This is a genomic window from [Pantoea] beijingensis, from assembly GCF_022647505.1.
Taxonomy (GTDB): domain Bacteria; phylum Pseudomonadota; class Gammaproteobacteria; order Enterobacterales; family Enterobacteriaceae; genus Erwinia; species Erwinia beijingensis.
Genome location: NZ_CP071409.1, coordinates 2,847,633 through 2,859,789 on the forward strand (window position 1 = coordinate 2,847,633; position 12,157 = coordinate 2,859,789).

13 protein-coding genes and 1 tRNA gene are annotated in these 12,157 nt (G+C 49.1%); 5 read left to right on the forward strand and 9 right to left on the reverse strand.

The window, feature by feature from the left end:
* Positions 1-149: 149 nt before the first annotated feature.
* From J1C60_RS12910 to J1C60_RS12930, 5 genes are all read right to left on the reverse strand, one after another.
* The gene (locus J1C60_RS12910) at positions 150-812 is read right to left on the reverse strand and encodes a DedA family protein (protein WP_128179388.1); all 663 of its coding nucleotides are present in this window, start codon (positions 810-812) and stop codon (positions 150-152) included.
* Positions 813-841: 29 nt separating this feature from the next.
* Complete coding sequence (gene truA, locus J1C60_RS12915) at positions 842-1,660, reverse strand: tRNA pseudouridine(38-40) synthase TruA (RefSeq protein WP_128179387.1); 819 nt, start codon at positions 1,658-1,660, stop codon at positions 842-844.
* Positions 1,660-2,670, reverse strand: coding sequence for an aspartate-semialdehyde dehydrogenase (locus J1C60_RS12920; RefSeq protein WP_128179386.1), 1,011 nt, complete (start codon positions 2,668-2,670; stop codon positions 1,660-1,662). The genes truA and J1C60_RS12920 overlap by 1 nt, the downstream gene beginning before the upstream one ends.
* A gap of 104 nt (positions 2,671-2,774) precedes the next feature.
* Positions 2,775-3,911, reverse strand: a complete 1,137-nt coding sequence (gene pdxB / locus J1C60_RS12925) for a 4-phosphoerythronate dehydrogenase PdxB (protein WP_128179385.1) — start codon at positions 3,909-3,911, stop codon at positions 2,775-2,777.
* Between the two features lie 77 nt (positions 3,912-3,988).
* The gene (locus J1C60_RS12930; RefSeq protein WP_128179384.1) at positions 3,989-4,768 is read right to left on the reverse strand and encodes an AraC family transcriptional regulator; all 780 of its coding nucleotides are present in this window, start codon (positions 4,766-4,768) and stop codon (positions 3,989-3,991) included.
* Positions 4,769-4,866: 98 nt separating this feature from the next.
* Between J1C60_RS12930 and J1C60_RS12935 the strand changes: the two genes are divergently transcribed.
* Positions 4,867-5,787, forward strand: a complete 921-nt coding sequence (locus J1C60_RS12935) for a DMT family transporter (RefSeq protein ID WP_128179383.1) — start codon at positions 4,867-4,869, stop codon at positions 5,785-5,787.
* 219 nt (positions 5,788-6,006) lie between these two features.
* Positions 6,007-6,083, forward strand: a tRNA-Arg gene (locus J1C60_RS12940).
* 352 nt (positions 6,084-6,435) lie between these two features.
* Here the strand turns inward: J1C60_RS12940 and J1C60_RS12945 are convergent.
* The 3 genes from J1C60_RS12945 to J1C60_RS12955 form a co-directional block, all read right to left on the reverse strand.
* Positions 6,436-7,467 carry a methionine synthase gene (locus J1C60_RS12945; protein WP_128179382.1) on the reverse strand — a complete coding sequence of 344 codons (1,032 nt, stop codon included), beginning with the start codon at positions 7,465-7,467 and terminating at the stop codon, positions 6,436-6,438.
* Positions 7,468-7,492: 25 nt separating this feature from the next.
* Complete coding sequence (locus J1C60_RS12950; protein WP_128179381.1) at positions 7,493-8,476, reverse strand: DUF1852 domain-containing protein; 984 nt, start codon at positions 8,474-8,476, stop codon at positions 7,493-7,495.
* 364 nt (positions 8,477-8,840) lie between these two features.
* Complete coding sequence (locus J1C60_RS12955) at positions 8,841-9,038, reverse strand: hypothetical protein (protein WP_164877316.1); 198 nt, start codon at positions 9,036-9,038, stop codon at positions 8,841-8,843.
* A gap of 319 nt (positions 9,039-9,357) precedes the next feature.
* Between J1C60_RS12955 and folD the strand changes: the two genes are divergently transcribed.
* Together folD and ybcJ are read left to right on the forward strand one after the other, a co-directional pair.
* The gene (gene folD, locus J1C60_RS12960; RefSeq protein WP_128179380.1) at positions 9,358-10,224 is read left to right on the forward strand and encodes a bifunctional methylenetetrahydrofolate dehydrogenase/methenyltetrahydrofolate cyclohydrolase FolD; all 867 of its coding nucleotides are present in this window, start codon (positions 9,358-9,360) and stop codon (positions 10,222-10,224) included.
* Positions 10,224-10,436 carry a ribosome-associated protein YbcJ gene (gene ybcJ, locus J1C60_RS12965; protein WP_128179379.1) on the forward strand — a complete coding sequence of 71 codons (213 nt, stop codon included), beginning with the start codon at positions 10,224-10,226 and terminating at the stop codon, positions 10,434-10,436. The genes folD and ybcJ overlap by 1 nt, the downstream gene beginning before the upstream one ends.
* A 39-nt stretch (positions 10,437-10,475) precedes the next feature.
* Here ybcJ and cysS read toward each other — a convergent pair whose 3' ends face one another.
* Complete coding sequence (cysS, locus tag J1C60_RS12970) at positions 10,476-11,864, reverse strand: cysteine--tRNA ligase (protein ID WP_128179378.1); 1,389 nt, start codon at positions 11,862-11,864, stop codon at positions 10,476-10,478.
* 110 nt (positions 11,865-11,974) lie between these two features.
* Between cysS and J1C60_RS12975 the strand changes: the two genes are divergently transcribed.
* The gene (locus J1C60_RS12975) at positions 11,975-12,139 is read left to right on the forward strand and encodes a hypothetical protein (RefSeq protein WP_154325231.1); all 165 of its coding nucleotides are present in this window, start codon (positions 11,975-11,977) and stop codon (positions 12,137-12,139) included.
* The last annotated feature ends 18 nt before the right edge of the window (positions 12,140-12,157 follow it).

Here is a 12,157-nt window from a genome sequence, read left to right on the forward strand (position 1 = left end):
ATGACCTTTCTGTTTGAACCTGGTGAAACCAGTTTTTCTTGTCGCTGCTGAAAGCATTTTCAGCAGCCCATAAATGTCGCTCATTAAACCATAACCTTCCGACGCTGTGGATAAAAATCTGGTCGAATCGGTTGGATTTAGCGCTTTTCTTAAGGCTGTTTGTGCTGGCGAGCTGCCCGACGATGGCGCCAGACTTCGATTATGCCCGGCAGAATCGAAACAGCGATAATCGCCACAATTAACAACTTTAAATTCTCCTGTACGACGGGCAAATCACCAAACAGATAGCCCGCATAGGAGAACAGTATGACCCACAACAACGCGCCCGTGACGTTAAAAAGCGCAAAGTAGCGATAGGACATATGCCCCATCCCGGCGACGAAAGGCGCAAAAGTGCGAACGATCGGCACAAAGCGCGCCAGAATAATCGTTTTTCCGCCGTGACGCTCGTAAAACGCGTGCGTTTTATCGAGATAGCTGCGCCGGAATATTTTCGAGTCAGGGTTACTGAAGAGCTTTTTACCGAACAAACGACCGATCGTATAGTTAACCGCATCACCTGCAATTGCCGCAATCACCAGCAGGGCAACCATGGCATGGATGTTAAGATCGTTTCCTGGCAGCGCAGCCAGCGCGCCAGCGACGAACAGCAGAGAATCGCCGGGTAAAAAAGGCGTCACCACCAATCCTGTTTCACAAAACAGAATCAAAAACAGGATGGCGTAAACCCAGATGCCATATTGCGCAACCAGCTCAGCAAGATGCACGTCAATGTGTAGAATAAAATCGACAACAAAATGGACGAGATCCATAACTCTCCCTCAAATCCTTCGGCTCAATGTTAATCCTCGAGGAACAGCGGTCCCATCGGTGGACGTGGTAAGGCAAAATGCTCGGGATAATCGACAGAAACTAAATACAATCCTTCAGCACGTGCTGTTGCCGCCGCCAGAGTACGATCCTTTGCCGCCAGTAATTCCGCCATCCAGCCTTCGGGTTGATTGCCACAACCAATTTCCATCAGACTACCAACGATATTACGTACCATATGATGAACAAAGGCATTTGCCTTAATGTCCACCACAATATAAGCGCCGTGACGACTCACCCTCAGATGCATCACGTTGCGCCAGGGCGTGCGCGACTGGCACTGTACGGCGCGAAACGACGTGAAATCATTTTCGCCCAGTAAGCATTGGCCGGCGCGCTGCATTTTTTCCGCATCCAACGGGTGATAAAAATGCGTCACTCCATCATGTAAAATCGCCGGACGCAGCCGTTGATTATAAATGACATAACGATAACGACGAGCCGTAGCGCTAAACCGTGCATGGAACGCGTCGGGCACCGCTTTTACCCAGCGCACCGCAATATCGTGCGGTAGATTAGCGTTGACGCCCAGCGTCCAGGCAGCGTCTTTGCGTGCCGAAGTGGTCTCAAAATGGACCACTTGCCCGGTACCATGTACGCCAGCATCAGTACGCCCGGCGCAAAATACGCTCACGGGATGATTCGCCACTTTGGACAGCGCCTGTTCCAGCCGAGCCTGCACGCTGCGCACCTCCTGCTGCCGCTGCCATCCGTAATAACGGCTGCCATCATATTCCACACCCAGCGCCAGCTTTACCGTGCCTGCTTCCGGCAGAACCGAGTCGGACATTAGTACATATACTCCTGAACCAGCTTTTCTGCGGCTTTGATCGCCATTAGCGCCCCACCAAAACGGATATTATCGGCCACCGACCAAAATTGCAGCATCTCAGGCACGCCGTAATCGTTACGCAGACAGCCGATACTCAGTTGAATATTTCCGGATGCATCTCCGACCTGTGTCGGATAGTCATTTTCTTCAGACAGCGAAATGTCTTCTGCCCGTTCCAACTCATCGCGCGCCTCTTCCGCAGAGAGCGGGCGTAAACCTTCGACGTAAACAATCTGTGCATTGCCATAAAAAACCGGTGATTGTACGCAGCTTACCGAGACAGGCAAGCCTTCATCCTGCATCACTTTGCGTACCTGCTCGATAAGACGGCGCTCCTGCTCCACGCTACCGGTACTATCGGCTAACAGCGGTAGCACGTTAAAGGCTAGCTGACGACCAAAGTAGTGATCTTCCGCAGGCAAGCCATTCAGCAAACGAGCACTTTCTCCGGCCAGAGAATCCACCGCGGCTTTTCCGTGTGCCGACGCTGACAGCAGATTGGTGACCTGCAGACGGCTCAATCCCGCCTGCTCGACCAACGGTTTAATGGCGCACAGCAGTTGGCTGGTCAGGCTATCGGCCACGCTAATGATATTACGGTTGCGATAATCGGCCAGCACGTGCGGGTTGACGTCGGCCACTACCAACGGTACATCCGGCTCCAGCGCAAAAAGATCGCTGCTGTCGATCACCAGACAACCCGCGCTGGCAGCGTCTTCCGCATAGCGTGCGGAGGCTTCACGCCCGGCAACAAAAAAGGCCAGTTGCGCCTGCGACCAGTCAAAATCACTGGCATCATTTACCAGGTAGGTTTTGCCCTCAAAGCGCATGTTTTCACCCGCGCTACGTTCACTGGCCAGCAAATATAACTCACCAACCGGGAACTGGCGTTCCGCCAGTAATTCCAGTAAAGCGTTCCCTACTGCGCCTGTTGCGCCTAAAAGCGCAATATTCCAGCCGTCAGACATGTTGGTTTACTCCAGACAATGACACAAAAACAGAAGGCGGTGATAACACCGCCCGTTGATTCAGACTTTTCCCTACGCACGTAATTTCATGTTGTATTCACGCGTTAGCGCGCAGGATGATAAACAGCGTTAAACCCAAGTTTTTTCAGCAGTTCTGCAGCAGCGGCATCATCACACTGCACATGCAGCGACGACCATTCGCGTCGCTCCTGATAATTTTTACGCAAGCGGTCAAACTCACCCGCTATTGCCGCAACATGACGCAGAGGCGCATCGTCGCGGCGCACATCATACACCAGATGAACTAAACGTTTTAGCGTTGCCTGATCCAGAGCGCCATGTAGCGTAATTCGACCAAATTCGGGGGCTGGCAACAGCGTTTCCAGCGAAACTTGCTGTGCCTGGCCAATAAACTGTGTCCAGGCTTCAAATACCTGCGTCGTGCCCCGCGCCTTGCCTTCCAGCGTATAGCCGGCAATATGCGCGGTGCCAATATCCACGTAATCCAGCAGTTCCAGCGATAATTCTGGCTCCGGCTCCCATACGTCCAGCACCACGCTCAAATCACCACGCTGTTTTAATACCTGTAATAACGCAACATTGTCTACGACAGCACCGCGACAGGCGTTAATGAGAATGGTATCCGGCCGCAGCGCGTTCAACAGCGTTTCATCAGCAAGGTGTAAGGTTTTAAATGGGCCATCCTTAAATAAAGGAGTATGAAAGGTCAGCACATCTGCTTCAGCCACCAACGTATCCAGCGAGTAAAATTCGCCCTCATCACCGCGCTCAGCGCGCGGTGGATCGCAAAGTAAAGTGCGAATGCCTAGGGCTTCCAGCCGAGCCTGCAGCCGCCCGCCGACATTACCCACGCCAACAATGCCGACGGTACGATCCTGCAATTGAAAACCATCTCGTTCAGCCAGTAATAATAGCGCTGAAAAAACATACTCCACGACAGCAATCGCATTACATCCTGGAGCCGCAGAGAAACCAATCCCCTGTTGATGAAGATAATCTTCATCAACATGGTCCGTCCCCGCCGTCGCCGTGCCAACAAATTTAACGGGTTTTCCCTTTAACAACGCGGCATCGACTTTTGTGACTGAACGCACCATCAATCCATCAGCATCCTGTAGCTCTGCTTCCGGGATCGGGCGGCCAGGTACCGCAACGACATCACCCGTTCGGCTGAATAGCTCACGGGCATAAGGCATATTTTCATCAACGAGAATTTTCACGGACTGTTTCCTGCTTTGGCACGCTTAAGCGTGGTATTTTGCCATAGAACAAGGGGTAATTCATGCCCGAGTCTTTATCAACGAGGCCGGGTACGGTAGCGATCTGGCGTTGTACCAGCTTGCTGCTGAAACATCACAATTAAAGACGAAGCAGAACTGTATCCCAAATCAAGCGCCACATTCTGCACCGTCATTCCCTGCTCCAATCGGGAAATAGCATGCAAGAAGCGCAAGCGCTGACGCCATTCGCTGAAAGACATGCCTAATTGGGCCTGACAACGACGCGAAAGGGTGCGCTCCGTGGTGTAAACGCGTTGCGCCCACTGCGCCAGCGTGGTGTTATCGGCCGGATTATGTTCCAGCGCCTGTAGAATTGGCGCCAGATATTTATCCTGTGACATCGGCAAATAACTTTCCTGCACCTCAGCGTTACGCAACTGGTCGAGTAGCACATCGCACAGCCTTCTATCCTCATCCGTATCCGGCACCAACAACTGACGTGAGGCACAATCATCGATGATGGCATTAACGATTGGTCCAACGTTTAGCAGGCAGGCTTTCTCCGGCAGACCGCCGCATAACACAGCAGCGATATTAAAGGTGCGAAAGTTCGCCTGACGGTTATTGTAGCTGGCATGCTCTTTACCCGGCGGGACCCACACGGGAAAATCGGCGGGCGTTAGCAATCTTTCTCCTTCGACATGAATCTGCAACACATTACATTTTACAAAGATCAATTGTCCCCACGCATGGCTATGTGGCAGATATTCTGTTTTTGCGTTGGCCTGTTCATAGCGGAAGAAAAAGCGAGCATCTTTCGCATGCTGTGGTGCGTAGTAGGTAAGCTTCAGCGACATTCTGTCCGATCCGTAGGCAATATTGTCTGATTATCACTATCTCATGGAAAACAGACAAGCGTACACTGCGCTGACGCTTTTATAATAAGAGAACCACCATGAATTTTCTGTTTCCACTCTTTGCGGTGTTAATTTGGTCGGTCAATGCCATTGTCAGCAAAGTCTCGGCTGAGGCGATCGATCCTGCCGCGATTTCTTTCTACCGCTGGCTGCTGGCATTGCTGGTATTGACACCGTTTGCGCTTCCTGGCGTCTGGCGGTTGCGGCGACAGATATTACAACTGTGGTGGAAGCTGCTCATACTCGGCCTGCTTGGTATGGTGCTATATCAAAGCCTGGCCTACTACGCAGCGCATAGCGTTACGGCACTCTTTATTGGAATACTCAACGCCCTGATTCCGCTGCTCACCGTATTGATCAGTCTTTTTTTGCTGCGCCTTGCACCTACGTTGGGTATTGTTATCGGCGGCTTGCTCTCCTTTGGCGGTCTGGTGTGGCTGGTCAGCCAGGGTAATCCGCAACAGCTGCTGTCACACGGGCTGGGTAAAGGAGAACTGATGATGTTTGCCGCATCTACGTCATATGCGCTGTACGGTGTATTAACCAGACGTTGGGCGATCCCGCTACCAAACTGGCAAAGCCTGTATGTGCAAATTTTATTTGGCGTGCTGCTGTTAACGCCGAATTTCCTGATGGCAACTGACGTATCGCTTAATCTGCACAATATCCCACTGGTGCTTTTTGCCGGTATCCCGGCATCCATAATCGCACCTTTTCTCTGGATTCAGGGCGTACAGCGTTTGGGCGCCAGCACCACCTCTATTTTTATGAATCTGGCCCCCATTTTTACCGCCATCATTGCCGTACTGTTCCTGCATGAATCCCTGCGTAGCTATCACTATATAGGCGGCAGCATAACCCTGTTTGGCGTGATTCTGGCGCAACGACTGCGCACGCCGCTGCTGCGCGGCAAAAAAGCTGTGGAACCGGAAAGTGCGGGAGTGACAAAAAAGGGATAATGGCATGGGGGAATACGTCGCTTTCATCTTCGATGGAAGGAAGAGAACTATTTAGGGTTATATCAAATTCCCCCGACACACGTAATATCGACTCGGCGCTGAGTGCGGTTCTGGCACCCGCTTCCTGGAATTGGTCATATATTCTTCGAAACGTTGCCACATGCGGTAAAATCGTTGACTCAACCTTATCTGACCGTATAATTCGAGCGCATCAACAATGCGCCCTTAGCTCAGTTGGATAGAGCACCGGCCTTCTAAGCCGTAGGTCACAGGTTCGAATCCTGTAGGGCGTACCATTTCGAAGTAAACAGACGTCAACTGACGTCTTTTTTTATGCCTGAAATTCAGTGATTTGGTTGATTTTAGCGCGTCGAAACTCTCTCAGCATCTACCCGCATCAAGTAATATCTGTTGGTATATGTGAGGGTACATTCCCGTTCAATGAAATCTTGTACCAACAAGCACCTCAAATGGCGTCTGTGACGTCCGGTCATAATGCGCCTGTTTTTTTGACTATGAGGCGATATATCACACCTATTAAGGTGGCTAAATTTAGTGTGCCACGAAAAGGGCGTGGAGACGTTAGCGATCGTCCAGATCGCTAACCACCGGACTGAATCCACCTCAAATCATGGCTGTCTGGCGAGGTTATTTAGCCAGGAGTTCTTTTCGAACGATTTCTGCGCCAGCACTTAAAGCATCCAGCTTGCCTCTTGCGACTCCGCGAGGCAAAGGAATCATGCCACAGTTAGTGCAAGGATAGAGCTTGTCGGCGTCAACAAACTGAAGTGCTTTGCGAAGAGTTGCAGCAACTTCCTCCGGTGTCTCAATGGTATTCGAGGCCACGTCAATGGCACCAACCATCACCTTTTTACCTCGAATAAGTTCCATTAGCTCCATGGGAACATGAGAGTTTTGGCATTCCAGTGAGATTATATCAATATTAGATTTCTGCAGTTTTGGAAAAATCTCTTCATACTGCCGCCACTCTGATCCCAGCGTCTTTTTCCAATCTGTATTAGCCTTAATGCCATAACCGTAGCAAATATGCACAGCAGTTTCACATTTCAGCCCTTCAATTGCCCTTTCTAACGTGGCAATTCCCCAATCGTTCACCTCATCAAAGAAAACATTAAATGCAGGCTCATCAAATTGGATAATATCGACGCCAACAGCTTCTAATTCTTTGGCTTCTTCATTAAGAATTTTAGCAAATTCCCAGGCTAATTTTTCACGGCTTTTATAGTGATTATCATAAAGCGTATCTATCATAGTCATGGGACCTGGCAGGGCCCATTTAATGGGGTGATCAGTTTGCTGACGTAAAAACTTAGCATCTTCAACAAAAACAGATTTTTGACGACTGACAGGACCAACGACCGTCGGTACACTCGCATCATACCGATTACGAATTTTAACGATCTCACGTTTCTCAAAATCAACGCCGTTCAGGTGCTCAATAAATGTAGTAACAAAATGTTGACGGGTTTGCTCACCATCACTGACAATATCAATACCGGCCTGCTGTTGGTCTTCCAGGCACAAGCGTAGAGCATCTTGTTTGCCGTCTATTAATTCCTGGTCCTGTAATTTCCAGGGCGACCAGAGTGTCTCAGGCTGTGCCAACCAAGAGGGTTTAGGTAAGCTGCCAGCAGTCGACGTCGGTAATAATTTTTTCATAATAGATGCCCCTGTGTTTGGTTAATCAAAGAACGCAATTAGCAGACCATTGTTCAAGAATAGTTTGGTACGGTTTAATAAAATTCTCTTCAGTAAACTTTCCTTGCTCAATAGCCAACTGGCTACGCTCTTCCCGATCATAAACAATTCGAGTTAAAGAGTAATCCTGCTGATTCAAGCTGGGTTGATAGCATTTTCCTGCTGCAGAATTAGCATTATAAATCTCAGGTCGGTAAATCTTCTGGAAAGTTTCCATCGTGCTGATGGTGCTAATAAGCTCAAGATTAGTGTAATCACTAAGTAAGTCACCACTAAAATAAAAAGCCAAAGGCGCAACACTATTTGCAGGCATAAAATAACGGGACTTCAATCCCATTTTGCTAAAATACTCATCGGTCAATGAAGATTCATCTTGCTGATATTCAATACCCAGGACAGGATGTTCATTACCCGTTCGATAATAGGTATTTTTACTCGATACGCTTAAACATATAACAGGCATTTTATTGAATTTATTTTTGTACGCGTCTGAATGAACAAAATATTTAAATATATTACCGTGTAGACAGCCGAAGTCATCAGGCGTACTAAATCCAGGTTTGTTTTTATTGTGAGCTGACAGTAATACGCTAAAGTCATAATCTCGCACATAAGAGGAGAAGTTGTTCCCTACAATACCGTCAATGCGCTGATTGGTTTTTTTATCAATAATATTTGTTTTCAATATTTCAATCACTGGGAAGGTGCCATGATTGTCTTCAATATCAACCTTTAACTCAGCAGAAATGATTTCAAGCTCGACAGAATAGCGATCGCTTTTGGGATTATCCCAATGCGCCAGAGCATTAAAGCGATTGTCAATCATCACTAAGGCGTTGCGCAAATTCTCCTGGCGTTTCTCACCTCTGGCTAAATTAGCAAAATTGGTAGTAATACGCGTATTTTCAGAGGGGTTATAGTTTTCGTCGAAACAAAGGCTCTTAATCGCAAATGTAAATTTATTATTCATCGTAATCTGGTATCCTGACTTCCGGTATAAATTCTGATTTTATTGCTTGCTATTCACGATTTCCCGACTTTCTTTACTCGTTTGCTCATTTAGCAGGCTTTATATTGTCTATTGTTAATCACAATGCACATTTTATGCCTGAGTCATTGATTGAGTAAAAGTGATTTAATTTCATTAAACATGAGACATATTCATGATCATGCGTACCGACAGGGGCGGTGTTGGTACAGACGCCGCCTTCCAGGAGGTTTCATCCCGGAAGTCCATAGGGTTCTGAGGTCCGAACTGTCGTAATATGCTAAAAATCAGGTGTAAATAGCAGCGTGCCCAGATACTTCTTCTGCGATATGGCTATCGGATAGAGTCAGCTAGCTGAATGAGCCAGCCCATTTCCCAGAGAAAGAATCGGCCCACCAGCATAAGCCATGAAATTAATAGCAAGTGCCGTCAGCGTGATAAGCGCCCGTGCCGCTATGTGGATAAGTGCCTTTAGGGCATGCCATAGCGGAAGTTGAAAAGCGAAAACGGCGATAAGCATGATTAAAGCTGCGATCTTTTTCATTTATATTTATATCCCTGTCTTATGTTACGTGATGTTGGAATCCTTGCTAAGCCAGAGTATCAGAATATTCCTATCACACAATCCTGAAGCATGAACAGTGCGTAAACTCATTGCGAGTAATTAATATCATCTTCCAGATCGGTATTCGGCAAAATCGGATACTGATAGCACCCGGTAACATTAGTTTGCTTTACACGCCCATCCTCTCCCTCACCTTAATCATTCTGTTGCCACGAATCAGAGACTGACAGCCACGCACGCTTCTGCCAGAATAGGCGCATTCCCCGAATAAACGTAAAACAGATGGATTATCTCTCTGATGGCAGCAAAAATTATTGATGGTAAAACGATTGCGCAGCAGGTACGCCTTGAAGTTGCGGATAAAGTTCAACAGCGTCTGGCTGCCGGAAAACGTGCGCCGGGCCTGGCGGTGGTTTTAGTCGGCGAAAACCCGGCTTCGCAAATTTACGTTGGCAGCAAACGTAAAGCCTGCGAAGAAGTCGGTTTTATTTCACGCTCTTACGATTTACCCGCCACCACTTCTGAAGCAGAGCTGCTGGATCTGATCGACACACTGAATAACGATGCCGAGATCGATGGCATCCTGGTACAGCTGCCTCTGCCAGCTGGCATTGATAACGTTAAGGTGCTGGAGAATATCTCTCCGGATAAAGATGTCGATGGCTTCCATCCATACAATGTGGGCCGCTTATGTCAACGCGCACCTAAGTTACGTCCCTGCACGCCGCGCGGCATCGTCACGCTGCTTGAACGTTACAATATCGATACCTATGGCCTGAACGCCGTGGTCGTCGGCGCGTCTAACATTGTGGGACGTCCTATGAGTATGGAGCTTCTGCTGGCGGGTTGCACAACGACCGTCACTCATCGCTTTACCAAAGATTTACGTCATCATGTGGAACATGCCGATCTGCTGGTCGTTGCGGTGGGTAAGCCGGGCTTTATTCCGGGTGACTGGATCAAGCCGGGCGCGATCGTTATTGATGTCGGCATTAACCGACTTGAGAGTGGAAAAGTGGTGGGCGATGTCGAGTTTGATACCGCGTCCGAACGCGCGGCCTGGATTACTCCCGTGCCGGGCGGCGTAGGACCCATGACAGTCGCAACGCTGATTCAAAACACCTTACAGGCATGCGAAGCGCATCATGATGGAGCAGTAAACTAATGGCGACTTTTTCTCTTGGCAAACACCCTCACGTTGACCTGTGCGATCTGTTAAAGCTGGAAGGATGGGTTGAGAGCGGCGCGATGGCAAAATCGCTGATCGCCGATGGCCTGGTAACCGTTGATGGTGCAGTAGAAACCCGTAAACGCTGCAAAATCGTTGCCGGGCAAACCGTTGAGTTCAACGGTAACCGCATTACAGTTCAGGCCTGATTTTTCCCGATAATTTCAGGGGCTTACGCCCCTGATGTGTTACTTACGGCGCCAGCGAGTCCCTTCCGGCCCGTCTTCCAATACAATACCCAGTGCATTCAGCTTATCGCGCGCGATATCGGCCTGTGCCCAGTCTTTCGTCTGACGAGCATCAAAGCGCATTTTGATTAGCGCTTCAATTTCCGCGACTTCGGCGTCATTGCTCTGTGCCCCGCCCTGCAAAAACAGTTCAGGATCTTGCTCCAGCAGTCCCAGAACACCGGCCAACTGACGCAATTTTGCCGCCAAACCATTAGCCGCCGCGATATCTTCGACCTTTAAACGGTTCACTTCGCGCGCCAGATCGAACAATGCAGAATAGGCTTCCGGCGTGTTGAAATCGTCATCCATCGCTTCACGGAAGCGGGTTTCAAACGCTTCACCGCCCTGCGGTTCCGCATCAGCATCGGTATTACGTAGCGCAATATACAAACGCTCAAGCGCAGCACGCGCCTGCTTGAGGTTATCTTCACCATAATTCAGTTGGCTGCGATAATGGCCAGACATCAGAAAATAACGCACGGTTTCGGCATCAAAATAGTTCAGCACATCGCGCACGGTAAAAAAGTTATTCAGCGATTTTGACATCTTCTCGCGATCGACCATCACCATGCCGGAGTGCATCCAGTAGTTCACATAAGGGCCATCATGCGCGCAGGTTGACTGAGCTATTTCATTCTCGTGATGGGGAAACATCAGGTCGGAACCGCCGCCGTGGATATCAAAGTGAGTGCCCAGCTGTTTACAGTTCATGGCAGAACACTCAATATGCCAGCCTGGACGTCCGGCGCCCCAGGGCGAAGGCCAGCTTGGCTCGCCCTCTTTCGACATTTTCCACAGCACAAAATCCATTGGATTGCGCTTAACATCAGCGGTCACTTCAACGCGTGCGCCCGCTTGCAACTGCTCCAGATCCTGGCGCGACAGCTTGCCATACTCTGCATCGCTTTCGACGGCAAACATCACATCACCATTGCTGGCAACATAGGCATGCTCACGCTCAATTAGTTTTCCAACGATCTCAATGATTTCGCTGATATGGCGCGTCGCTCGCGGCTCTAAGTCCGGCGGCAGAATGTTCAGTGCGGCAAAATCGGCCTGCATCTCAGCGATCATGCGGTTGGTTAAATCCTCAACCGTTTCACCGTTTTCATGAGCACGCTTGATGATCTTATCGTCGATATCGGTAATGTTGCGGACATACTTCAGCGCGTAGCCGCAATAACGCAGGTAGCGCGCAACCACGTCAAACGCCACAAACGTACGACCATGGCCAATGTGGCAGAGGTCATAAACGGTAATTCCGCACACGTACATGCCTATTTCACCGGCATGAATAGGTTTAAATTCCTCTTTTTGACGACTCAGGGTGTTGTAAATCTTTAGCATTGAAACATTCCGTATTGACGTGTGCGGGTTATGCCCTTCATTCTGCGTAGCTGCAGCGCTATCTGCTACCTTCGCTTACCTGGCTTCCTGCCGGATTGATTCCGGAAAAAATGGACCACCTGTCTCGCCATCATAAGTCGGAAGCGGTTGAGGATAGCGAAGTTGATCTGAAGGGATATTTTGATCGTATTGTTAACGTTAGCGCGATGCAATGCAAGATATTGGGTTTCATCTGCATATTCGTTGGCTTGCTGACGCGTCATCACAATTTGTGATATAAGGACGGTCTCTTA

What these genes read in the sequence shown, in the direction of transcription:
- J1C60_RS12910 (WP_128179388.1), bottom strand. Translation starts at nt 812, where the DNA reads ATGGATCTCGTCCATTTTGTTGTCGATTTTATTCTACACATTGACGTG.
- truA (WP_128179387.1), bottom strand. Translation starts at nt 1,660, where the DNA reads ATGTCCGACTCGGTTCTGCCGGAAGCAGGCACGGTAAAGCTGGCGCTG.
- J1C60_RS12920 (WP_128179386.1), bottom strand. Translation starts at nt 2,670, where the DNA reads ATGTCTGACGGCTGGAATATTGCGCTTTTAGGCGCAACAGGCGCAGTA.
- J1C60_RS12930 (WP_128179384.1), bottom strand. Translation starts at nt 4,768, where the DNA reads ATGTCGCTGAAGCTTACCTACTACGCACCACAGCATGCGAAAGATGCT.
- J1C60_RS12935 (WP_128179383.1), top strand. Translation starts at nt 4,867, where the DNA reads ATGAATTTTCTGTTTCCACTCTTTGCGGTGTTAATTTGGTCGGTCAAT.
- J1C60_RS12945 (WP_128179382.1), bottom strand. Translation starts at nt 7,467, where the DNA reads ATGAAAAAATTATTACCGACGTCGACTGCTGGCAGCTTACCTAAACCC.
- J1C60_RS12950 (WP_128179381.1), bottom strand. Translation starts at nt 8,476, where the DNA reads ATGAATAATAAATTTACATTTGCGATTAAGAGCCTTTGTTTCGACGAA.
- J1C60_RS12955 (WP_164877316.1), bottom strand. Translation starts at nt 9,038, where the DNA reads ATGAAAAAGATCGCAGCTTTAATCATGCTTATCGCCGTTTTCGCTTTT.
- folD (WP_128179380.1), top strand. Translation starts at nt 9,358, where the DNA reads ATGGCAGCAAAAATTATTGATGGTAAAACGATTGCGCAGCAGGTACGC.
- ybcJ (WP_128179379.1), top strand. Translation starts at nt 10,224, where the DNA reads ATGGCGACTTTTTCTCTTGGCAAACACCCTCACGTTGACCTGTGCGAT.
- cysS (WP_128179378.1), bottom strand. Translation starts at nt 11,864, where the DNA reads ATGCTAAAGATTTACAACACCCTGAGTCGTCAAAAAGAGGAATTTAAA.
- J1C60_RS12975 (WP_154325231.1), top strand. Translation starts at nt 11,975, where the DNA reads ATGGACCACCTGTCTCGCCATCATAAGTCGGAAGCGGTTGAGGATAGC.